This is a genomic window from Pedobacter cryophilus, assembly GCF_005116455.1.
Lineage (GTDB): Bacteria > Bacteroidota > Bacteroidia > Sphingobacteriales > Sphingobacteriaceae > Pseudopedobacter > Pseudopedobacter cryophilum.
The window spans coordinates 445158-467941 of the sequence record NZ_SWBP01000002.1 but is presented as its reverse complement, the minus strand read 5'-3'; the positions used below and the strand labels follow the sequence as shown (position 1 = coordinate 467941).

Here is a 22784-nt window from a genome sequence, read left to right as displayed (position 1 = left end):
TTTTTTAACCACAGAGAGCTCAGAGGTCACAGAGCTGCATGGGTAAAAAACACCTTCATTAATCATTTATCACTCTTTTTATCCCATCTTTCAATAATAAAACATTGAAGTTTATTATCAAGCCCAATTTACATTCTGAAAGTTTTAAATAAGTTAAAAGTTGAGCTAGATAAATTTCATTTAATTCTTTAACTGATTTAACTTCAACAATCACCTTATTTGCTACAAAAATATCTAATCTGTAACCACATTCTAATTCAATACCATCATAATAAATGGCAAGAGGCTTTTCTTTTTCTACAAACAGACCACTTTTCTTCAATTCGTAAAACAAACATTCTTGATAAACAGATTCTAATAATCCAGGACCAAGTTCTTTGTGAACCTTTATTGCTAAACCAATTATTTTAGTAGCCAAAGAATTTTCTAATTCCATTATAATCCTATTTTAAATCACCATCTAGCTCTGTGACCTTTGCGTACTCCGTGGTTAATTTTATTTTTTAAACATCAAAAAACTTATTTCTTTATTTCTACTCAAACTCAAATAGCCACGTAACTCTGCGTACTCTGTGGTTATTAATTGTCGATTGTGCATTAAAAAACACAGTAGTTAACTATCCCCTCAACCTCTCTTCAAAAAACATAAAAGGCAGAAAGCTACTCACCCCCTTCGTTTTCCATATTGCGCCATCAATACAATATAACAATACCTCAAAATGATGTTCTTGTTTCATCTCATATTCTGCCATTACTTGTAAACAAGATCCGCAGGGTGTTGTGGGTTTTAATAATTCAAACTCATTGGTTTGTGCTGTAATAGCTATGGAAACTATTTGATCATCAGGATAATTGGCTCCTATTGCAAAAAGCGCAACTCGTTCTGCACATAAACCAGAAGGATAAGCTACATTTTCTTGATTACTGCCATACACAATTTTTCCACTGGCTAAACGTACGGCCGCTCCGACTTTAAAATTAGAATATGGAGAGTGCGAATTAGCTAATGCTTTTACTGCTTCTTTACAAAGTTCCTGATCAGAACTGTTCAATTCTTCAAGGCTTCCAAAATCTTCAAAAGCAATGCTGATTTCCTTTTTTACCAATGATAAATTACTTTAAATTCTATTAACAAATTCAACCATTTTAAATCAAATTAAGCTTTGAGCTTTCGTTTTAAGCTGCAGAGTTTTCTAAAGCCTCCAAAGCAGCTAATTTTGCATCAGCAATAATCTCAGCTTCGTCTTTTTCTACCCTTAAATTTTGCACAATATGTTGTTGCCTATCCATGGTGTTTTTACCCATGTAGTATTCTAACAAATTTTTAATTTTTGTATCTCCAGACAGAATCACAGGATCTAATCTGATATCTTCTCCAATAAAATTTTCAAATTCATCGGGAGATATCTCTCCTAAACCTTTAAATCGAGTGATTTCTGGCTTTGCACCTAATTTATCAATAGCTAAAACACGTTCCTGATCGCTGTAGCAATAAATGGTTTCCTTTTTATTTCTCACCCTAAACAAAGGCGTTTGTAAAATAAAAACATGCCCAGTCTTCACCAAATCGGGGAAAAACTGCAAAAAGAAAGTCATCAGTAATAAACGAATGTGCATTCCATCCACATCCGCATCGGTAGCTACCACAATATTATTATATCGTAAATTGTCTAATCCGTCTTCAATATTTAAAGCATGTTGTAAAAGATTAAACTCCTCATTTTCATACACCACTTTCTTAGTTAAACCATAAGCGTTCAATGGTTTTCCTTTTAAACTAAAAACAGCCTGAGTTTTTACCTGACGGGCTTTGGTGATAGATCCAGAAGCCGAATCTCCCTCGGTAATAAACAAAGTAGTTTTTTTACGATCTTCTTCTGATAGTTTCTCATCATCTAAATGCCACTTACAATCTCTCAACTTACGGTTATGTAAACTGGCTTTTTTAGCTCGTTCATTTGCTAATTTTTTAATGCCGGCAATATCTTTTCTTTCTCTTTCTGATTGAAGAATACGCTTCATTAAAGCATCGGCAGTTTCTGGATGTTTGTGCAAATAATCATCCAATTCTTTCTTCACAAAATCATTTACAAAAGTTCTTACCGTTGGCCCATCCGGACCAATGTTTAAAGAACCCAGTTTGGTTTTAGTTTGCGATTCGAAAACCGGCTCCTGCACCCTCACAGAAATTGCCGCAACTATGGAAGCTCTTATATCCGATGCATCGTATTCTTTTTTATAATATTCTCTAATGGTTTTCACCACTGCTTCTCTAAAAGCTTGTTGATGCGTACCTCCTTGCGTAGTATGCTGCCCGTTTACAAAAGAATAATATTCCTCACCGTATTGCTGCCCATGCGTCATGGCAATTTCAATATCTTCTCCTTTTAAATGAATAATTGGGTAACGGTTGGCTTCAGCATCTGTATTTCTGGTTAATAAATCAAATAAACCACGTTCTGAAAAGAATTTCTGGCCATTAAAATTGATGGTTAAGCCAGCATTCAAAAAAACATAATTCCAAATCATGTTCTCAATAAACTCGGGGATGTATCTAAAATTCCTAAAAATACTTTCATCAGGAATAAAAGTTACTGCTGTTCCGTTGCGCTGTGTGGTATCAAATTCTGGCTGATCATTTACCAATTCGCCTTTTTCAAATTCAGCTTTTTTACTTTTGTTATCACGATAAGATTGAACAACAAAACTTCCAGACAAAGCATTTACCGCCTTAGTTCCCACTCCATTTAAACCTACCGATTTTTGAAAAGCTTTAGAATCATACTTCCCACCGGTATTAATTTTAGAAACGCAATCAATTACTTTTCCTAATGGAATACCTCGTCCATAATCACGAATAGAAACCTTATGATCACTTACCGTAATATCAATAATGCGCCCCGCTCCCATCACAAACTCATCAATAGAGTTATCCATAATCTCTTTCAACAGCACATAAACCCCATCATCAAAAGCAGAACCATCTCCTAATTTCCCAATATACATACCAGGGCGAAGCCTGATATGCTCTTTCCAATCCAGAGAACGGATACTATCTTCACTATAATTTACATTTTGTTCAGCCATTATCAATTTCAGATTTGAGAAAACGATTTTGATTTAATAATATCATCATCAACCTTTACAAAGCTAAAATATTACGCAAATTGGGCAAGTACAAGATTTCAACATTTAAACGTTAATTTTTAAAAAAGCTAGGTAAAAGGAGTCAAAGCTCCAACATTATAATCAAGGCTTATTAATAGCTAATCTTTTAAATCAATTTGGTTAGTTTTCTAATGCTAGATTTAAGTGTGCATATTTTAGCAAATTTCTAAAAACACAATTATAAAACTTGTAATTTTTAGGCATTTATTTTAACTTAGTATTATCTATTTTTCAATATATCTTCTACCAAAGTTGTATCATTTAAAAATTAATACCTAGAAAAACTAAAGATGAAAGAAAACCTTCAAATTGGGGTCATCATTGATGATTCGACAATTCCAGCTTGGTCTTATAAAATGTTAGAAATTATACATTTCAGCTCAAATTGTAAGATCGTTTTAGTCATAAAAAACAAAACACAAGAGGTCAATAACAAAAGTTTTATTAAGAAAATTACTACTTACTATAAAAGTAGCCTGTTTACTTTAGTTTGTAAATTAGACAAAGTATTAAACAAGTTTAGCCCTGATGCCTTTGAACCAAAAGATATTAAAAATCTTTTATCTGTAGATGAAATTGAGATTAATCTCACTCAAACAAAATTTAGCAATCAAATTAGTGAGTACGAAATTGAAAAAATAAAAAACACCAACCTTGATATTTTAATTAACCTAAGTTTTAAAACACTAAGCGGAAATATACTTAAAGCAGCCCGCTATGGAATTTGGTCACTTCATCATGGAGATCACGAAGTGAATTTAGGCTGCAAGGATGGGATGTGGGATGTTTTACAAAACTGGAAAGAAACGGGAGTAATATTAAAAATTCTAACAGAAAACCATCATGAAGGCATTATTATAAAAAAATTAAACTCTTCATCCGATAGTTTAAGCATCAATAGAAACAAGAATAATTACTACTGGAAAGCACTTTCTTTATTGCCTTTAAAAATTGAAGAGCTTTACAAAATTGGCGAAGAAGAGTTTTTTAAGCGAACTGAAACTTTAAACCTACATCCTCAATTTTACTCTAAAAAGCCTTATGCAACTCCGTCTAATACAGAGATGCTGTATTTTGGATCAAAACTACTTTTCAAAAAAATAAAAAATAAGATTCAAGAGACTTTTTATTTTAACCAATGGATACTTTTATTCAAACTGAATCCTTCTCAAACTGCCTCCTCATCGTTTTCTGATTTCAAAAAAATATTACCTCCAAAAAATAAATTTTGGGCCGATCCACATATTATTAAAAGAGATGGCAAATATTACATTTTCATTGAAGAATTAATTTATTCGCAAAACAAAGGTTTTATTTCTTTTATAGAAATGGATGAACAGGGAAATTACAAAGACCCGGTAAAAGTGTTGGAAAAAGATTATCACTTATCTTATCCTTATTTGATAGAAGACAATGGCGAACTTTACATGATTCCAGAGACTAAGCAAAATAATTCGATTGAGTTGTACAAATGCGCCCAATTCCCTCATAAATGGGAATTAGAGATGACTTTAATGGATAATGTGAGAGCAGTTGATTCTACTATTCTTTTTAAAGACAACAAATATTGGTTGTTTTGTAACATCACTAGAGGCACCGGAACCTCTTCGCTAGATGAACTATTCTTATATTCATCAGATAAGTTAGTAAGTAACAAATGGACAAGTCATCCACAAAACCCAATCATATCCGATATCAAACAATCCAGACCGGCTGGCAATTTTTTCATGTTTAAAAACAAGCTTTATCGTCCATCACAAAATGGGTCTAAACATTATGGCTACGCCATGAAAATTAACCATGTTGTACAACTTACTGAAAAACATTACGAAGAGAATACCGTAGATGAGATATTTCCAAATTGGGATCATCATTTAAAATCTACACACACTATAAACTCGGTTGATCATTTAACGGTAATAGACGCTTTAATGAGGCGAAGGAAATAATCATGTTTTTAACAATTCAAAAAAAGCATCTCAAAAAAACCAATTCTATTTTAAATAAGAAAGAATATCGGTTTTGAAAAAATATCTCTAAATAATTTTTAAGTTTGAGAGTTCATCAAACTGATAAAATTGATATGCAGAAAAGTTTATTCAGAAAAAAATCAATCTCTAAAATATTACAAGACAGTAAAGACGGTTATGGCGATGGCGAACATGCTAAACTTAACAAAGTCTTAACTGTAAAAGACCTTACTTTTATGGGAATTGCTGCCGTTATTGGGGCAGGAATTTTTTCTACCATTGGTTCAGCCTCTTTTAACGGTGGGCCTGGTGTAAGTATCTTATTTGTATTAACGGCTATCACTTGTGGTTTTTCGGCCTTATGTTATGCAGAATTTGCATCAAGAATTCCGGTTGCGGGTAGTGCATATACTTATGCGTATGCCTCGTTTGGAGAACTTATTGCATGGATTATTGGTTGGGATTTGTTAATGGAATATGCTATTGGAAACATCGCGGTAGCAATTTCTTGGAGTGGTTATTTTGTCAACTTATTAAAAGGTTTTAATATCAATATACCCACATACCTCACCATGGACTACATGTCGGCGTATAAAGGCAATCAACAAATTATAGCCTCTGGTGGTTCATTAGAAGGAATTAGTTCTAATGTTCAGTCTGCGGCAAACGCTTGGACTACCGCTCCTTCTGTTGGAGGCTTAAAAATCATAGCTGATTTACCAGCACTTTTAATTGTTTTCTTAATTACTGCTTTAGTTTACATTGGGATTAAGGAAACTAAAAAAGCCACCAATGCAATGGTAATTCTTAAAGTATTGGTAGTAATTGCTGTTATAGTAATAGGTTTTTTCTATGTAACACCAGCAAACTGGCATCCATTTTTGCCTAATGGTTTTTCTGGAATGATGAAAGGAGTTTCGGGTGTTTTCTTTGCTTATATAGGTTTTGATGCTATTTCTACCACAGCAGAAGAATGTAAAAATCCTCAAAAAGACTTACCAAGAGGAATGATTTATTCATTGATAATATGTACTGTATTATATATTTTGGTTTCCTTGGTTTTAACCGGAATGGTTAATTATAGTGAATTACAAGTTGCAGATCCATTAGCTTTCGTTTTTGAAAGAGTAGGCTTAAACAACATTAGTTATGTGATTTCTATTAGTGCGGTAATTGCAACAGCCAGTGTTTTATTAATTTTTCAGATGGGCCAGCCTCGTATTTGGATGAGCATGAGTCGTGATGGATTATTACCAAAAGCTTTTTCTAGAATACATCCCAAATACAAAACACCTTCGTTTGCAACTATTGTTACAGGTTTTGTAGTAGCTATACCAGCCTTGTTTATGAACTTAACCGAGGTAACCGATTTAACAAGTATTGGGACTTTATTTGCTTTTGTTTTGGTGTGTGCCGGTGTGTTACTCTTACCACCTGATGATCAAATTAACGATGGTAAGAAACGCTTTAGAATGCCTTACATTAATGGGAAATTCATTGTCCCAGTAATCTTTATTTCTATATTAATTTTCTTTTATCAGCCTATTTTAGATCTATTTAATTTTAGTGGAGGTTGGGAAGTTATTAAACACCGTTTGCCTTTGTACTTATTTTTCATCCTTTTTATAGCTATCACTGTTCTTTCTGTACTTAAAAACCTTTCATTAATACCAGTTTTAGGTTTATTGAGCTGTGCTTATTTAATGACAGAATTAGGCTATACCAATTGGCTAAGATTTTTAATTTGGTTAGGTTTAGGGTTAATTATTTACTTCGGCTACAGCTATAAAAATAGTAAGCTTAATCAAGAAACATAACAGTTTCTAATTTAGAAATCACAATATTAACTCCATAAAAAACCCCAAATCTTGAGTAAGATTTGGGGTTTTATTTTTATATGGATAAGAAATAACTTTATTGCTTTTGAGCTTCAATTCTGGTTAAAACAACTTTTTCATTATCTGTTACCATTAAAGGAACCTTTTCTAAAGTCACAAAACTTAAGTCTAAACCAAAGCCTTTTTCTTCAGACAAACTAAAGTGTTTTAGTATAACGTAAAAGTCTAAAGTTATTTTCTCCCAAAAAGACAAATTACTAGATCCTGAAAGTATTTTCTCTAATACCACAAATCTAAAATCGCCTACAATATTGTGTTTATTCAATGAGGCATAACGACTGGTAATATCTACTTCATTATTCTGCACTAAATCTTCCACAACTTTTCTAAAAAGTACACTAATCTTTTGCTCAATTCTAAAACCTAATTTAAAATCAATTCTTATCAGCTTTCCTTCTATTAAAGGGTCTATTTTATAATCACATCTGTAAGGCTCATCCACTACATCAACGTGTACCAACCAATAAACATCTGCTCTTTTTGGCTTCTTTTGAAGTATAGAGTAAATGATTTTTGATTCTATTTCTGAAGAAAAATTTGCACTAGTTAAATAAACTAACTGCGAAGCGTATTTAGGAACACTTTCATCTTCACTTAATTCCTTAATAATATCGTAGTACTGTTCAATCTCTACAAATTTTAGATACCTATTTTTGATTTTTCTAGCGGTATACCAAGACCACATTACAGAAAACAAAATGAACCCTAATAAAACTGTAAACCAACCACCGTGTAAGAACTTTACAATATTACCTGCAAAAAATACACTTTCAATAGCTCCATAAACAATAATAAATATGGCAATTAAATAGTTTGGATATTTTCTCTTTTTAAGATAAACAGATACCAAAATAGTGGTCATTAACATGGCAATAGTGATAGATAATCCGTATGCAGCCTCCATATTTTCTGACCTTTGAAAATACAATACCACTACAATACAACCTACCCAAAGTAACCAATTCATGCTTGGCACATACAGTTGTCCTTTCTCATTTGATGGATAATTGATTTTTACTTTTGGCCAAATATTTAATCTTACCGCTTCGGATATTAGAGTAAATGAACCAGATATTAAAGCCTGACTGGCAATAACTGCCGCCGCTGTAGCTATACTAATACCAAATATCAAAAACCAATCTGGCATCATTCTGTAGAATGGATTGCGGCCATCTAACATCTCGTTTTGAATATTCCACAAATAAACTCCTTGCCCAAAGTAATTAAGTAGCAAGCAACTTTTTACGTAAATCCAGCTTATTCTAATATTTTTTCTACCACAATGTCCTAAATCAGAATATAAAGCTTCGGCCCCAGTAGTACACAAAAATACAGCACCCAAAATGCTTAAAGCACCAGGGTTTGCTGTTAATAAGTGAAACGCATAATAAGGATTAACTGCTTTTAAAATAAATGGGTTTTGCAAAATGTAACTTACACCTAAAACGCCCATCATGGTAAACCAAATAAACATAATTGGCCCAAAAGCTTTGCCCACTAAAGAAGTTCCAAACTGCTGGATAATAAATAAAATAGAAATAATGATGATGACAATAGGGATGGTTTGCAAATCAGGATAGAAGATTTCTAATCCCTCAATAGCTGCTGATATGGTAATAGGCGGTGTAATAATTCCATCAGCCAGTAAGGCACAACCACCAATTATTGCTGGAATGATTAACCATTTAGCCTTTCTTTTTACTAAAGAGTATAGAGAAAAGATGCCTCCCTCACCTTTATTATCAGCTTTTAGCGTAATTAAAACATATTTAATGGTGGTTTGGAGGGTAAGTGTCCAAAAAATACAGCTTAGCCCACCTAAAATTAAATCTTTAGATATGACATGATCACCAATTATAGCCTTAAAAACATAAAGAGGCGAGGTACCTATGTCTCCGTAAATAATTCCTAAACTTATAAGAACACCTGCGGCAGTTAATTTATTTAAATTATTTTGACTAGACACATTCAAGAAATTAAGATTGCAAAAGTAAATCAAATATTAATAAACACAACCCTATTACCTTAAATAACGTAAAACTTTTAGCCAATAGATTAATGTGGTTAAAGCTGTTAAATTTTGTTAAATTAGAACAATAAATTTTACAGCCTAGAAATTTTAGTTTTTTTATTTATACTTTTGTTTAAAGTAGTAGAATGGATAATAAGTACAAAAAAATATCAGTTATTGGAATCTTAATTGTTGTGTTTCTTGCATCAACATTTCCTTTATTTGCTGATGATTTTTTCTCTAAAGATTCTATTCCAGCTAAATCTACTTTAAAGTTTAAAGATAACAGGCCTAACAGACCAGTATTTAACGCTGTTTTCCCTACAGATTTTGATTCTTTTATGTACAAAATGACTTCTCTAAAAACAGGATTGTCTGCTGTAAATAAAAATTACACTTCAAAAACGCCAGTAAAAAATATATCTAACGTTGCTCTAGAAACTTTAAAGCCAATAGATAATGTTAAAATTTATCCTAATCCGGTTTCAGATCAACTCAATTTATCATACACCTTAAAAAAAGAAGGTTTAGTAACTATTAAAGTTTTAGACGTTTTAGGTAATGAGGTAATTGTTTTATTATCTCAAAAATTAAGTGCTGGAGATCAATCTAACACGTTTTATTTAGATTCTAAATTAAATAGCGGCTTTTATTTTGTAAGAGTAATTGCAGGGTCTGATTCTATTATCAAAAGAATATCAGTTTTATAAAGAAACAATAAAAATACAGGAGCCCTAGTGATTATTCATTAGGGCTTTTTTATTTTCACAAAAATTATTCGACATGAAAATTATTGCCATAGGTAGAAACTACAGCGAACACGCCAAAGAGCTAAACAACCCTGTACCAGAAAAACCAGTTTTGTTTTTAAAACCTGATACTGCCGTTTTAAAAGGAAATAAACCATTTTACCATCCCAGTTTCTCTAATGATATTCATCATGAAATTGAAGTAGTTTTAAAAATTTGCAAAGAAGGAAAATTCATTAAAGAAAAGTTTGCACACAAATATTACGAAGAAATAGGCTTAGGTATAGATTTTACGGCTCGTGATTTGCAAGCAGAGCAAAAAGCAAAAGGTTTGCCTTGGGAAATAGCAAAAGCATTCGACCATTCGGCACCTATTAGTGAGTTTATAGCCAAAAGTGAGTTTGAAGATATCATGAATTTAAATTTCAAACTATTAATGAATGAAGAACTAAAACAAGAAGGAAATACCGCTGATATGATTTTTAATTTTGATCAAATCATTGCCTATGCTTCTCAATTCTTCACGTTAAAAAAAGGAGATTTAATTTTCACCGGTACACCGGCTGGTGTAGGTAAAATTAAAATCGGCGACAAGCTTAAAGGTTATTTAGCTCATCATGAACTTTTAAATTTCGAAATAAAATAAAATTAGAATAACATTCTAAAATTCATCGGCCTTAGCCTTATATTAATGATTAAAATAAAAAAAAACATCCTCTTTCTTTCCATTTTATTTACCCTGTTTATAAACACAAAAGCTCAGGAAATCACACAGCAAAGCATCCCCGCTGATTATTTCATCAATCCATTAAATATTAAGTTATTGCTTGCAGGCTCCTTTGGTGAAATTAGATCAAATCATTTTCACGCAGGTATAGATATTAAAACCAACCAACGCGAAGGCTATCCTGTTTATGCTGTGGCAGATGGATTTGTATCAAGAATGAGGGTTCAAATTGGTGGATATGGAAATGCAATTTATATCAATCACCCTAACGGATTGAGCAGCGTTTATGGGCATTTGCAAAAATTTAACCCTCGCATAGCAACCATGATGAAAGGCATACAATATAAGGCAAAATCATTTACTCAAGATATTATGCTTACGCCGATAGAAATACCGGTAAAAAAAGGAGATATTATAGCCTGGTCTGGTAATACAGGCAGTTCTGCGGGTCCGCATCTACATTTCGAAATAAGAAACACCAAAACTGAAGAAACCATTAATCCATTATCGTTAGGCTTTCAAATAAGCGATCATTTAAAGCCTATTATCAACGGATTTTACATTTATAAAACCAACCATAATTCTTTTAATGAATTTACACCAAAGCAGTATTTTCAAACCGTGGGGACTAATGGCATTTATACCTTAAATAAAGTCCCTGTAATAGCAGTAAACGGAGAGTTTGGCTTCGGAATAATGGCCCATGACCTACAAGACGGCACCAGTAATCGTAACGGTTTGTACTCCACCACTATCAAATTAGATGGAAATGTAATTTATGAATCTGTTATTAATCAGTTTGCTTTTGAAGTTGGACGAGCTGTGAACGCTTATATAGATTATCCTGCAAAAATAACCTCGGGCAGAGTGATTCAAAAAGGATTTGTAGCGCCCAATACCAAGGTTAAATTTTATACAAACGTTAAAAACAATGGCTTAATAGAGCTCTCAGACAATGCTTTACATGAAGTACAATATATTGTAAAAGACATTAATGGGAATCAATCTGAATTAAAATTTAAAATTAAATCAAATCCGGCAGCGGTATCAAAAATTACGCCTTCACCTAATAAGCAATTGATGAGCTATCAAACTGCTCATCAATTTGAGAACGGAGAAGTAGAAGTGAATTTGCCAAAAGGAATATTATATGATGATTTAGATTTTAAATTTGCTTCGCTCTCTAAACCTATATATGGTGTTTCTAAAATTTATCAAATACATAACAAATTAACACCCATACATGATGCTTTTGAACTAGCCATTAAAATAGACAGTAATGTTTTGGCTTACGCCGATAAAATGCTGATTGTAAATACAGAAAGTGGTAGCCAAGGAGGAGAGGCAAAAAATGGATTTATTATAGCTAAACCTAAAACCTTTGGGAATTTTTATGTTAGAATTGATAGCGTTGCCCCAGCAATTAAACCTATAAATGTAAAAGAAGGCGCAAATCTTTCACAACAAAAAAACATGTTGTTTAAAATATCTGATCAATTAGCGGGAATAGAAAGTTTTAACGGATACATTGATGGAGAATGGGTTTTAATGGAATATGACCTTAGAAATGGAAATTTATGGCATACCTTTGATGAAAAAACAGGTTTTGGTAAACATACCTTTAAATTGGTTGTTACCGATAGAAAGCAAAACGAAAAAACTTATTCTATTAACTTTTACAGATAAAATATGGCAGCATTAAAAGAAGGCGATTTAGCCCCATCATTCACCGCAAAAAATCAAAATGGCGAATTTGTTTCATTATCAGATTTTGCAGGTAAAAAAGTAATTCTTTACTTCTATCCAAAAGACAATACGCCGGGCTGTACCACCGAAGCTTGCGATTTTAGAGACAACTATCAGTCTTTAACCAGTAAAGGATTTGAGGTGATTGGAGTAAGTACTGATGATGAAAAATCACACAAGAAATTTGAAGCTAAATTTGAGCTACCATTTACTTTAATTGCCGATACTGAAAAAGAAATTGTAGAGAAATACGGTGTTTGGGTAGAAAAAAGTATGTATGGCAAAAAATACATGGGTACAGATAGAAAAACTTTTTTGATTGATGAAACCGGAAAAATTATCACCATCATTAATAAAGTAGATACCAAAAATGCTTCTCAACAACTTTTAGAAGCCATTTAAAATCAAAAATAATAGACACAAAAAAAAGGCGATTTACATCGCCTTTTTGGGTTAATCAACTATATGTTTATTGTGTTTCTTATGATTGCTTAAAAGGGAAATTTGGATAGATAAAAAAGTTAGGAACATAAGAAATAACCGGATCTACCTTTACAACCTTAAACTCTGTTCTTCTATTAAACTGATGCTCTTCATCAGTACATTTTACGCCATCAGCACATTTGTTCAACAATTGACTTTCTCCAAATCCTTTTGCGGTAAGTCGTTTTTGATCACCACCTTTATCTAAAAGATATTTTTTTGCCGATTGTGCCCTATTCTCCGAAAGCTTCATATTGTAAATTGCTTTTCCTCTGGCATCTGTATGAGATCTCATTTCTACATTTACATTAGGCGTAGAATTCATAAAATCTAATACTTTTAAAAGCTCTGGTTCTGCATCTTTTCTTATATTGAATTTATCAAAATCATAATAAATGTTATTGAGCTTAACCAAAAAGGCTTCTTCACCTTTTTCTACCTCAAATTTTACGTTGTAAACCGTAGATTCTGTAGCGCCCTTAGTTGATATTTCGCCTTGTTGTTTACTAAAATACTTATCTAAATCGCCTCTTACTATGTAATCTGCTTCTTTACTTAAATCAAATTTAAAAGAACCATCGGCAGCAGATATTGCGCTTTTTTGTTCTCCTGTTTTTTTGTTCACCAAAAATATATTTAAGCCTTCTAAAGGGTTTCCTGTTTGCTTTTCTACCACTGTGCCTTGTACTGCAAAAAACAACTCTTTTGGTCCTTCACTAAACCTATAGATATCATCAGATCCTTTCCCACCGGCTCTGTTAGAGGAAATAAACCCAGTTAAATTATCTTGGTAATAAAATACGCCAAAATCATCTTTAGAAGAATTCATTGGGGCTTTTAAATTATCAGGATCTGTCCAAGTATTTTTAGCTCCTGTTGAAGAAAATATATCTAAACCACCAATGGTAATATGTCCTCTTGACGAAAAATAAAGTTTCCCATCTTTTCTTATGTAAGGAAAAACTTCGTCTTGCTTTGTATTAATAGTAGGACCACAATTTACAGGCTTACTCCATCCAGAACCAGTGTTTTCTGAATAAAAAATATCCATACCACCTAAAGTTCCTGGCATATCAGATGAGAAATACAAAATTTTCCCATCAGGACTTAAAGCTGGGTGCTGTAATGAGTGATTTAACGGGCTGTTATAAGGAAAAGGAATGGCTGGAGACCAAACTCCATTAACTTTTACCGAAAAATAAATAGCCTTCTTCATCACCAAGTCTTTGGTGTTTCCGTATTCTATACCTCCAACTAAACCTGCTTTAGTAAAGTAAATGGTGTTTTCATCTTTTGTTAATGTAGCAGAACCCGAATGATATTGATCGTTAATTTGCTCGGGCATTAAAAAAAGCTTTAAGCTACCGTCTAAAGTATCATTTGTATTTTGCGCTTGGTAAAGTTTTAAATAAGGATTACCTGTCCAACCATAAACCTTTTTGGAATTAGCTTTAATAGGTTTTAAAAACTGTCTGTCTGAAACAAATAAAAATCCATTTTTATAAGCCACAGGAGAAAAATCAGAGTTTTCGGAGTTAAAATCAGCTTCATTAGTGACCAATATATTTCTATCTGGATTTTCTAACCATAATCTTGCAGCATCACAGCTATTAGCGAGTTTAACGGCTTCATCACTTTTTTCTGGCAAACGCTCAGCATAAATTAAATAATTACGCTTGGCTTGTTCAAATTTTGCATTCTGCTTTAAAGCATCGGCATAATAAAGGTAATTGATGGGTTCAAAGCCTGGGAAAGTTAAAACCGTTGCATAAGCTTTTTCTGCGGCTACTGTATTATTAACAAATCGGTAGCAATTAGCCAGTTTTTGGGCAATTTCTAACTTAGGATTTTCATTTAACAACCGCTCATAGATCTCTATAGCATACTGATAATCATACTTTTCATAATACTTATTAGCTTTTCCTAAATCATCAGAAAACAAACGAGTAGGAAAAAAATAAAGGATAATTCCTGAGCAGAATACTAACAATAAAAGTTTTTTAATTTTCATAGCTCTAAAAATATCTTGGTGAAAGTATTTTAACTTCTCTTTTGCTTCCAAAAGTATATCCTACAGAAAGCTCATGAGTTGCCCCTGCGTTTCCTTGCAGAGAAGAAATTGTATGATCATAAGCGTATCCTAATCTCCATCCCTTACCAGCAAATAGCTCTACTAAACCAACAATTGCATCAGGAGATTTAATAGATCCAACCACCCCTGATTTATTTAATAAATTAACAGATGTTCTATATGAAGCGCCCAACCACACTTTTTCTCCCAAAAGAACAAAGTTATTGATGTCTAAATTGGTTGGCCCTTTTGTATCTTCTTTAATTAAAAAGGAAGGTTTAAACTTCAAAAAATCATTCACATAAATTAAATAACCCGCTGTTAAGAAAAAATGTCTTCCTTGCCTGGCTACTATATTTTTAGTTGCATTGCTATAGTCTATCGCTCTAGAAAATAAATTTGTGGTAGAAAGACCAGCGTAAAATCTATCGTTACTGTAATGAACTCCAACTCTGGCATCAGGCACAATAAATGAAGATTTCCCGTAAGAAAAACTAGGGTCGTTTGGATCGTCTGTTGTTGCTCCGCCTCCGTTTAAAGTATATTGCCCAACTCCAACACCTAAACCTAAGGCTAAACGAGAATTAGCGCCAACTTGTAATCGATAAGCATAATTTAAATAAGCAGTAGTTTGACCTTGTAAACCTAATTTATCATTTACTACACTTAAAGCCAAGCCAATTTTTTCGTCATTACCAAAGCTTCCATCCAAAATAATAGATTGAGTTTTTGGTGCACCGGCAATATTTAACCACTGATCTCGGTTTAAAACCCCGGCATTTAACACTTCTTTATAACCTGCATAAGCAGGATTAATAACCAAGGTATTAAACATATACTGGCTGTACTGAGGATCTTGCTGAGCATTAGCGTTAAAAACACTTGCTAATAGAAAGAAATAAAATATGATAGTTTTCTTCATTCTAATTATTTCTTAGTAGTGTAATAAAGCCCTTATATACTTTAGATTCGCCATTCACATTTACTTTTAAAATGTAGAAATAAGTTCCATTGTTTAATCCTAAACCATCCCAGGCATTCCCGTTGTTGTAGCCTTTTATCTTTAAAATCTCACTTCCCCATCTGTTTAAAATGGTAAGATCATTATCAGGAAAAAGATCAATATTTTTTATTTCCCATCTATCATTTATCCCATCCCCATCAGGCGTAAAACTATTGAAGAAAGTAATTGGGTCGTTATTTGAAGTAATAGATGCCAAAGCCATTGGTAATGAACTAATGGTTTGTATTGATGAATAAGTCATCATTTGATTTAATTCTGGATGAGTTACAGATGCAAAAGGCTGAGGGTTAGAAATACCTGCCTTTTCCCAAAGATTAAATCTAATCCAATTTACTAATTGATTAAAATTCCCGTCACCAGGATTATCATAATAAAAGCTAAAATCAGCAGCACTGCTTCCTTGTTTCTGGTCTAAAATATGGAAGTATGCGGGATTAATTTCGTTTACATCAAAACGCTTTTGGTTTCTATCAAAGCCTTCAGTAGAAGGATCTTTATTAACAAAAGTAACTCCAAAAGAATTATCTAAATTATCTTTAGCCCTTAATAATACTGGTCTGTATCTTAAACTTCCAGTAGTTCTAGAACCCAGCGGAAATAAATAGTCTAACTGAGAATTTGTATTTCTATACAATGTTCCTCTTAAATCTGTACTCACAAAACCAGTGGTAAAAGTAATACCAGCTGCATTTTTATTGATAAAGTCTAAACTTTTATCAACCAAAGCAAACTCTCTATCGTTTAAATTTAACCCCCCATTAACAGTAGCATTAATTAACAACCTTTTTATACCTGTACCAGAAAGAGCTACACCAGGGAAAAAAGTAGGTTGCGTACCTCCTATTGTTTGGTCTTGCCCTGTGAAATTTACATTTCCTGATGAGGCAATGTTAAAAGCACCTTGAACATCATTATTTGACCAATTACCAGTTAAAGTGAGGTTACCTAAATTTACAATTGACCCACTGATATTAGAAAAATCGCCGTTTACAAAAACTGTCGTGTTATTTTGAATGATGATAGTTGTGCCATTATTCACAAACTGCGCAAAGGCAGTTGAACTGACCATTGAAATCAGTAGAGTTAATAAAGAATAAAAGGTAGAATTAGATTTCATTCTAGATTATTTAATAATGGCTATTTGATAGTTTCCTGCCGGGATATTAACACCTGTTGTGTTATAAAATTTCACTTCCACAACATCTGCCGCAATTACTCTTGCATAAGAAATAATCACCCCATCAGGCAATTCAAAACTTGGAGAACAAATAGCCGCATTCCCTACTAGAGCACCTGCAAAAGCAAAATTTTGCTTAACAGAAGCTCCTGCAGCTGATGTCATTAAAACTCCGGCAACTTCTCTTTTATTTGCATTTTTTAGATTTACAGGGTTGGTAGCTCCAAACCTAATCCAAATGTTGGTTAAATCTTTTTGATATACATCTCCAGTAATTGCATCCAAATAAAAGTCTGTTACTTTACCTAAACTATTTGGAGGCACACCCTGTCCAGCATACCAAACTGTTCCGTCAGCACCTCTGGCACCAGCAGCACCTGCCAAACCCACATCATTCCATTGTGTGCCGTTCCAATAATTAAATCGAAGTGTGGTAACATTATATATGAGCAATCCGTTTGCTACCAAATTTAATTTTGGAGTTAATACATCTCGCTGAGCTGCCGTTAATCTAGGAATCAACAATCCTTTTTCTGTAGATGTAATATCCAAAATAGCGTTTGCATAAGGCAAGGTTGTACCTATCCCTACAGAACCTGTAGTTTGTGCTAGAGCTATGTTTTTAAAACCTAAAAGAAAAATTAAAAACAGGCTAGATTTAAGAAAAATCGATTGTAAACGGCAGAAAAAATTCTTTTGTAAAGTTTTTTGCATAAGCTTTAAAAGTTATTAACGTTGAGTTATAAACATTCTGTAATTTCAAAAATATTAATCATTCAACTCAAAACAAAGATTATGGTTATAAAATCATTTTATTAAAAAAGTTTTCCACATAGTGTTGTTAACATGTTATATTGATTCTATAATTAGTGAGTTTAACTTATTTAATTAATTTAGAGTTCTTTATTACAACAAACAATTTATGACACTAGAAATTTCTGATTTAAAGCGAATGGCTTCTCAAGTAAGAAGAGACATTTTACGCATGGTTTATGACTGTCAATCTGGACATCCTGGAGGATCTTTAGGCTGTACCGATTACTTAGTTGCATTGTACTTCAAGATTATGAAGCATGATCCTTCATTTAACATGAACGGTGTTGGAGAAGATCTCTTTTTTCTATCTAATGGTCATATATCACCAGTATTTTACAGTACCCTTGCCAGAGCAGGATACTTTGATATTGCTGAACTTAAAACATTCAGAAAATTAAATTCAAGATTACAAGGTCACCCAACCACTCATGAGCATTTACCAGGAATAAGAATAGCTTCTGGATCTTTAGGTCAGGGAATGTCTGTAGCTATTGGAGCAGCTTTAGCTAAAAAAATGAATAATGATAATTCTTTAGTTTTCACTTTACATGGAGATGGAGAATTGCAGGAAGGACAAAATTGGGAAGCCGCTATGTTTGCTCCACACAATAAAGTTGACAATTTAATTTGTGCTATTGATGTTAACGGACAACAAATTGACGGACCAACTGACAAAATCTTAAATCTTTTAAGCTTAGAAGCCAAATTTTTAGCTTTTGGATGGGAAGTGATGCATGCAGAAGGTAATGATATGGAAAAAATAGTTGCCGCTTTAGAAGAAGCAAAAAGCAAAACTGGCAACGGAAAACCTATTATGATTTTAATGAAAACAGAAATGGGTAAAGGGGTAGATTTTATGGAAGGTTCTCATAAATGGCATGGTATAGCTCCTAATGAACAACAGTTAGCTGATGCTTTTACCCAATTAGAAGAAACCTATGGCGATTACTAATTTCAATTAAAAATTAAGATGAAAAACTGCGGAGCACTATTGAATGCCGCTATCTAAAATATAAAAAAATGAAAAAATATACATATACAGAAAGTAAAGACACTCGCTCTGGTTTTGGAGCAGGTTTGTTAGAAGCTGGAAGAAAAAATGATCAGGTTGTTGCGCTTTGTGCTGATTTGATTGGCTCGTTAAAAATGGGCGATTTTATCAAAGAATTTCCAGATAGATTTGTGCAAGTAGGTATTGCAGAAGCAAATATGATTGGAATTGCAGCCGGCTTAACCATAGGTGGTAAAATTCCTTTTACAGGAACATTTGCTAACTTTTCTACAGGCAGAGTTTATGATCAAATTCGCCAATCTGTTGCTTATTCTGATAAAAACGTAAAAATTTGCGCTTCTCATGCAGGTTTAACTTTAGGCGAAGATGGTGCAACGCATCAAATTTTAGAAGATATTGGTTTAATGAAGATGTTACCAGGAATGACCGTGATTAATCCTTGTGATTATAACCAAACCAAAGCAGCAACTTTAGCCATTGCAGAATTTGAAGGCCCTGTTTACCTACGTTTTGGAAGACCCGTAGTACCTATTTTTACAGCTCCTGATCAAAAATTTGAAATTGGAAAAGCTTGGATGGTAAACGAAGGTGCTGATGTAAGTATTTTTGCTACCGGACATTTAGTTTGGGAAGCTATTTTAGCCGGAGAAATATTAGCCGAAGAAGGAATTGATGTAGAAATAATAAACATTCACACCATTAAACCTTTAGATGAAGAAGCAGTCTTAAAATCTGTTAGAAAAACAGGCTGTGTGGTAAGTTGTGAAGAACACAACAGATACGGCGGAATGGGAGAAAGTATTGCTCAATTATTGGCCACTCACCTACCTACTCCAATGGAATTTGTTGCTGTTAATGATAGTTTTGGAGAAAGCGGAACGCCAGCAGAATTAATGAAAAAATACGGTTTAGACAGTTCTAATATTGTTGCTGCCGTTAAAAAAGTAATGAAAAGAAAATAATTTTAAAAATACCTTTACTTAAGCCGAAGGTAAATCCTTCGGCTTTTTTATTTAAAAATGGTTATAGAAGACGCTTTGATCCTTCAGAAATTTGAAGATGAAAAAACTCGGCATGAGGCTTTTTCTATACTCCTTAATAAATATCAACAAAAAGTTTATTGGCATATCAGACGAATTGTGATTAACCATGATGATGCTGATGATTTGGTTCAAGATGTGTTTATTAAAGTTTGGAAAAACTTACTCAATTTTAGACAAGACGCTCAACTTTACACTTGGTTATACCGAATTGCCACTAATGAAAGCATTACCTTCTTAAATAAAAAGAGATCAAAAAATAATATTTCTATTGATGATTTATCTGAGCAGTTGAGCCAAAGCCTAAATGAAGAAAATTATTTTAGCGGAGATGCCATACAAAAGAAACTACAAAAAGCGATTTTAACTTTACCAGAAAAACAAAAGTTGGTTTTTAACATGAAGTATTTTGACGACATGAAGTTTCAAGAAATATCAGATGTATTGGGCACTAGCGTTGGCGCTTTAAAAGCATCATACCATTTAGCGGTAAAAAAAATAGAACAACATTTACTTAAAACAGATTAAACCTTTTAGTAATAAAAGTATCCATAAGATATGCAAAAAGAAGAGGACGATAACATGAACTGGGAAAAAGATGCTCCTTTATTGAATTCGATAGAGAAAAGCAATTCTTTTAGCATGCCTGATGGCTATTTCGAAAACTTATCAGAAAATATTATTAATCAAATTAGCTTAGAAAATTTAGCCTCAAAATCTTCCGCATTTAAAACGCCTCACTCCTATTTTGAGAACTTTGAAAGCCAACTCTTTTCAAAAATAGCTCTCGAAGATAAAAAAGAAGAATTCACTAAAAACGATGCTGGTTTTAAAACCCCAATTAATTACTTTGAGATTTCAAAAAAGCAGTTAAACACTAATACAAAAAAGCAAAAGCAAGCAAAAATATTGACGCTAAATTTGATAAGATTTGCTGCAGCTGCCTGTATTTTATTGACCACCACGTTAGGTATTTATTTTAACGTACAGCGTACAAATAGCATCAATTACCAACTTTCTAAAGTTTCTGATGAGGATATTGAAACCTATTTAAAACAAAACACCGATGCCACTGACGTTCCTTTGATTTTAGAAAATTTAGAAGATCAACCTATTTTCACCTTAGATCAAAATCAGGTAACCGACGAAGAAATTAAAAATTACATAGAATCAACCTATTAAAAATGCGACGTATTTTAACCATTATATTATTTTTTATAAGCTTAACATCTTCAAGTTTAATTGCTCAAACACAACCAAATAATGTTAAACGAGCAAAACAAATAGAGGCTATAAAAATTGGCTTCATCACCAGAAGATTAGAGCTTACCCCAGAAGAATCACAAAAATTTTGGCCTGTTTACAATCAATTTCAGCTAGATCAAAATCAAATTATTCAGCAAAAAAGAAAAGCCAGACTTCAAAATGCTAATAATCCTGATCAAATGATTGATGATGATTTTTACTATGACACAAAAATTCTGGAGCTCAAAAAAAGTTATCGTAAGGAATTTAGTAAGATTATCTCTCCTGAAAAAATCAAAAGCTTATACACCGCCGAAAGAGATTTTAGAGAAGAACTTATTAAACAATTAAAAAATAGAGGTGAAAATGGCAACTAACTATCTATTTATCTATTAAACCCTTCATTCTTTTTTAGTAATTAAGCTTTATCTTTGTGACAATGCTAAGTCACAAACAACTATTTCTACTCAATACCGCTCAAACTTCAGATTTTCCAAGGTTATTGGAAATTGAAAAAGCAGAAGGCTGTTATCTTTATGATACCCAAGAAAAAAAATATTTAGATCTTGTTTCGGGCTTTGCCGTAAGTAATTTAGGGCATAGGCATAAAAATGTAATTGACGCTATTAAAAACCAACTCGATAAGTATTTACACATTACCGTTTACGGCGAATATATTCAGGCTCCACAGGTTTTATTTGCACAAAAATTAAACTCGGTTTTACCCGATTCTTTATCCTCTATCTATTTTACAAATTCTGGTACAGAGGCTACGGAAGGAGCGCTTAAACTGGCAAAAAAATTCACTAACAGATCAAACATCGTTTCATTTCATCATGCCTATCACGGAAGCACACATGGCGCATTAAGTGTAATGGGTAACGAATATTACAAACAAGCTTATCGTCCACTTTTACCCGATATTACATTTATTCACCTAAATAATTTTAGTGATTTAGAGCTGATTACACAAGAAACGGCTGCTGTAATTTTAGAAACCATTCAAGGCGAAGCTGGTGTTAGGGTTCCTCATCAGGCTTACCTAAGCGCTTTAAGACAAAAATGTACAGAAACCGGAACTGTTTTGATTCTTGATGAAATTCAAACTGGTTTTGGCAGAACGGGAAAATTATTTGCTTTTGAACATTTCAATATCATTCCCGATATTTTATTACTGGCCAAAGGAATGGGCGGTGGCATGCCTATTGGCGCATTTATATCTTCTAAAGAAATGATGGATGTTTTAAAAGAAAATCCAATTCTTGGCCATATCACTACATTTGGAGGACACCCAGTAAGTTGTGCCGCTGGTTTAGCCACTTTAAACACCATTCTTGATGATAAATTAATGGATAAGGTGTTTGAAAAAGAACAACTTTTTAGAACGCTATTAGTTCATCCAAAAATAAAAGAAGTGAGAGGAATGGGCTTAATGCTATCTATACAGTTAGATAATTTTAACCAAGTTGAAGAAATTAGTAAGAAATGTGTAGACGCAGGTGTGATTATCGATTGGTTTTTGCATTGTGATGATGCTATGCGAATTGCACCTCCATTAATCATCACAGAAGAAGAAATTAGATTTGCTTGTAAAGTGATATTAGATACCATTTCTAATACTTAAGCTTTAAGTGTTAGAAATTTTAT

General features: G+C 32.9%; 20 protein-coding genes. 12 read left to right on the top strand and 8 right to left on the bottom strand.

The window, feature by feature from the left end; all coding sequences use genetic code 11:
• Nucleotides 1-58 precede the first annotated feature (58 nt).
• The 3 genes from FA046_RS07275 to FA046_RS07265 form a co-directional block, all read right to left on the bottom strand.
• Nucleotides 59-436, bottom strand: a complete 378-nt coding sequence (locus tag FA046_RS07275; RefSeq protein WP_136825724.1) for a GxxExxY protein — start codon at nucleotides 434-436, stop codon at nucleotides 59-61.
• Nucleotides 437-617: 181 nt separating this feature from the next.
• Nucleotides 618-1106 (bottom strand): cytidine deaminase, encoded by a 489-nt coding sequence (locus FA046_RS07270; protein WP_136825723.1) that lies wholly within the window; start codon nucleotides 1104-1106, stop codon nucleotides 618-620.
• Nucleotides 1107-1176: 70 nt separating this feature from the next.
• The gene (locus tag FA046_RS07265; protein ID WP_136825722.1) at nucleotides 1177-3087 is read right to left on the bottom strand and encodes a DNA topoisomerase IV subunit B; all 1911 of its coding nucleotides are present in this window, start codon (nucleotides 3085-3087) and stop codon (nucleotides 1177-1179) included.
• A 371-nt stretch (nucleotides 3088-3458) separates the two neighbouring features.
• Here FA046_RS07265 and FA046_RS07260 point away from each other — a divergent pair, with 371 nt between their 5' ends.
• Together FA046_RS07260 and FA046_RS07255 are read left to right on the top strand one after the other, a co-directional pair.
• Nucleotides 3459-5117 (top strand): glucosamine inositolphosphorylceramide transferase family protein, encoded by a 1659-nt coding sequence (locus FA046_RS07260; RefSeq protein ID WP_136825721.1) that lies wholly within the window; start codon nucleotides 3459-3461, stop codon nucleotides 5115-5117.
• Between the two features lie 134 nt (nucleotides 5118-5251).
• Entirely contained in the window at nucleotides 5252-6955 is a 1704-nt protein-coding gene (locus tag FA046_RS07255) for an APC family permease (RefSeq protein ID WP_136825720.1), read from the top strand.
• Nucleotides 6956-7052: 97 nt separating this feature from the next.
• Here FA046_RS07255 and FA046_RS07250 read toward each other — a convergent pair whose 3' ends face one another.
• Nucleotides 7053-9002: a KUP/HAK/KT family potassium transporter gene (locus FA046_RS07250; RefSeq protein ID WP_205943615.1), complete on the bottom strand. Its 1950-nt coding sequence runs from the start codon at nucleotides 9000-9002 to the stop codon at nucleotides 7053-7055.
• 191 nt (nucleotides 9003-9193) lie between these two features.
• On the opposite strand from FA046_RS07250, the gene FA046_RS07245 reads away from it, so the two are divergent.
• The 4 genes from FA046_RS07245 to bcp all read left to right on the top strand — a co-directional run bounded on the left by FA046_RS07245 (nucleotide 9194) and on the right by bcp (nucleotide 12671).
• A complete protein-coding gene (locus tag FA046_RS07245; RefSeq protein WP_136825718.1) occupies nucleotides 9194-9757 on the top strand; it encodes a T9SS type A sorting domain-containing protein in 564 nt (187 codons plus the stop codon).
• 73 nt (nucleotides 9758-9830) lie between these two features.
• Nucleotides 9831-10442 carry a fumarylacetoacetate hydrolase family protein gene (locus tag FA046_RS07240; RefSeq protein WP_136825717.1) on the top strand — a complete coding sequence of 204 codons (612 nt, stop codon included), beginning with the start codon at nucleotides 9831-9833 and terminating at the stop codon, nucleotides 10440-10442.
• Nucleotides 10443-10487: 45 nt separating this feature from the next.
• A complete protein-coding gene (locus FA046_RS07235; protein ID WP_136825716.1) occupies nucleotides 10488-12209 on the top strand; it encodes a M23 family metallopeptidase in 1722 nt (573 codons plus the stop codon).
• 3 nt (nucleotides 12210-12212) lie between these two features.
• Nucleotides 12213-12671: a thioredoxin-dependent thiol peroxidase gene (gene bcp, locus FA046_RS07230; protein WP_136825715.1), complete on the top strand. Its 459-nt coding sequence runs from the start codon at nucleotides 12213-12215 to the stop codon at nucleotides 12669-12671.
• A 79-nt stretch (nucleotides 12672-12750) separates the two neighbouring features.
• Here bcp and FA046_RS07225 read toward each other — a convergent pair whose 3' ends face one another.
• Genes FA046_RS07225 through FA046_RS07210 form a run of 4 tightly spaced genes read right to left on the bottom strand, consistent with a single transcriptional unit; the run spans nucleotide 12751 to nucleotide 17738 of the window.
• A complete protein-coding gene (locus FA046_RS07225) occupies nucleotides 12751-14763 on the bottom strand; it encodes an OmpA family protein (RefSeq protein ID WP_225870894.1) in 2013 nt (670 codons plus the stop codon).
• A 4-nt stretch (nucleotides 14764-14767) separates the two neighbouring features.
• Nucleotides 14768-15745 carry a PorP/SprF family type IX secretion system membrane protein gene (locus FA046_RS07220; RefSeq protein ID WP_225870893.1) on the bottom strand — a complete coding sequence of 326 codons (978 nt, stop codon included), beginning with the start codon at nucleotides 15743-15745 and terminating at the stop codon, nucleotides 14768-14770.
• Nucleotide 15746: 1 nt separating this feature from the next.
• The gene (locus FA046_RS07215) at nucleotides 15747-16964 is read right to left on the bottom strand and encodes a gliding motility-associated C-terminal domain-containing protein (protein ID WP_136825712.1); all 1218 of its coding nucleotides are present in this window, start codon (nucleotides 16962-16964) and stop codon (nucleotides 15747-15749) included.
• 6 nt (nucleotides 16965-16970) lie between these two features.
• On the bottom strand, nucleotides 16971-17738 hold the full coding sequence (locus FA046_RS07210; protein ID WP_136825711.1) for a hypothetical protein: 768 nt from the start codon (nucleotides 17736-17738) through the stop codon (nucleotides 16971-16973).
• 208 nt (nucleotides 17739-17946) lie between these two features.
• Between FA046_RS07210 and FA046_RS07205 the strand changes: the two genes are divergently transcribed.
• The 6 genes from FA046_RS07205 (at nucleotide 17947) to FA046_RS07180 (ending at nucleotide 22761) form a co-directional block, all read left to right on the top strand.
• Nucleotides 17947-18792, top strand: a complete 846-nt coding sequence (locus tag FA046_RS07205; protein WP_136825710.1) for a transketolase — start codon at nucleotides 17947-17949, stop codon at nucleotides 18790-18792.
• A gap of 68 nt (nucleotides 18793-18860) precedes the next feature.
• A complete protein-coding gene (locus tag FA046_RS07200) occupies nucleotides 18861-19814 on the top strand; it encodes a transketolase family protein (RefSeq protein ID WP_136825709.1) in 954 nt (317 codons plus the stop codon).
• Nucleotides 19815-19877: 63 nt separating this feature from the next.
• Nucleotides 19878-20420, top strand: coding sequence for an RNA polymerase sigma factor (locus FA046_RS07195; protein ID WP_136826073.1), 543 nt, complete (start codon nucleotides 19878-19880; stop codon nucleotides 20418-20420).
• A gap of 30 nt (nucleotides 20421-20450) precedes the next feature.
• Nucleotides 20451-21074, top strand: a complete 624-nt coding sequence (locus FA046_RS07190; RefSeq protein WP_136825708.1) for a hypothetical protein — start codon at nucleotides 20451-20453, stop codon at nucleotides 21072-21074.
• Between the two features lie 2 nt (nucleotides 21075-21076).
• Entirely contained in the window at nucleotides 21077-21514 is a 438-nt protein-coding gene (locus tag FA046_RS07185; protein ID WP_136825707.1) for a hypothetical protein, read from the top strand.
• Between the two features lie 62 nt (nucleotides 21515-21576).
• The gene (locus tag FA046_RS07180) at nucleotides 21577-22761 is read left to right on the top strand and encodes an aspartate aminotransferase family protein (RefSeq protein WP_136825706.1); all 1185 of its coding nucleotides are present in this window, start codon (nucleotides 21577-21579) and stop codon (nucleotides 22759-22761) included.
• The last annotated feature ends 23 nt before the right edge of the window (nucleotides 22762-22784 follow it).

Bases quoted from the DNA above. Each gene is read 5' to 3' on its own strand.
- FA046_RS07220 (WP_225870893.1), bottom strand. From the start codon at position 15,745: ATGAAGAAAACTATCATATTTTATTTCTTTCTATTAGCAAGTGTTTTT.
- FA046_RS07215 (WP_136825712.1), bottom strand. From the start codon at position 16,964: ATGAAATCTAATTCTACCTTTTATTCTTTATTAACTCTACTGATTTCA.
- FA046_RS07265 (WP_136825722.1), bottom strand. From the start codon at position 3,087: ATGGCTGAACAAAATGTAAATTATAGTGAAGATAGTATCCGTTCTCTG.
- FA046_RS07235 (WP_136825716.1), top strand. From the start codon at position 10,488: ATGATTAAAATAAAAAAAAACATCCTCTTTCTTTCCATTTTATTTACC.
- FA046_RS07200 (WP_136825709.1), top strand. From the start codon at position 18,861: ATGAAAAAATATACATATACAGAAAGTAAAGACACTCGCTCTGGTTTT.
- FA046_RS07185 (WP_136825707.1), top strand. From the start codon at position 21,077: ATGCGACGTATTTTAACCATTATATTATTTTTTATAAGCTTAACATCT.
- FA046_RS07225 (WP_225870894.1), bottom strand. From the start codon at position 14,763: ATGAAAATTAAAAAACTTTTATTGTTAGTATTCTGCTCAGGAATTATC.
- FA046_RS07245 (WP_136825718.1), top strand. From the start codon at position 9,194: ATGGATAATAAGTACAAAAAAATATCAGTTATTGGAATCTTAATTGTT.
- FA046_RS07240 (WP_136825717.1), top strand. From the start codon at position 9,831: ATGAAAATTATTGCCATAGGTAGAAACTACAGCGAACACGCCAAAGAG.
- FA046_RS07205 (WP_136825710.1), top strand. From the start codon at position 17,947: ATGACACTAGAAATTTCTGATTTAAAGCGAATGGCTTCTCAAGTAAGA.
- bcp (WP_136825715.1), top strand. From the start codon at position 12,213: ATGGCAGCATTAAAAGAAGGCGATTTAGCCCCATCATTCACCGCAAAA.
- FA046_RS07180 (WP_136825706.1), top strand. From the start codon at position 21,577: ATGCTAAGTCACAAACAACTATTTCTACTCAATACCGCTCAAACTTCA.
- FA046_RS07255 (WP_136825720.1), top strand. From the start codon at position 5,252: ATGCAGAAAAGTTTATTCAGAAAAAAATCAATCTCTAAAATATTACAA.
- FA046_RS07210 (WP_136825711.1), bottom strand. From the start codon at position 17,738: ATGCAAAAAACTTTACAAAAGAATTTTTTCTGCCGTTTACAATCGATT.
- FA046_RS07190 (WP_136825708.1), top strand. From the start codon at position 20,451: ATGCAAAAAGAAGAGGACGATAACATGAACTGGGAAAAAGATGCTCCT.
- FA046_RS07260 (WP_136825721.1), top strand. From the start codon at position 3,459: ATGAAAGAAAACCTTCAAATTGGGGTCATCATTGATGATTCGACAATT.
- FA046_RS07275 (WP_136825724.1), bottom strand. From the start codon at position 436: ATGGAATTAGAAAATTCTTTGGCTACTAAAATAATTGGTTTAGCAATA.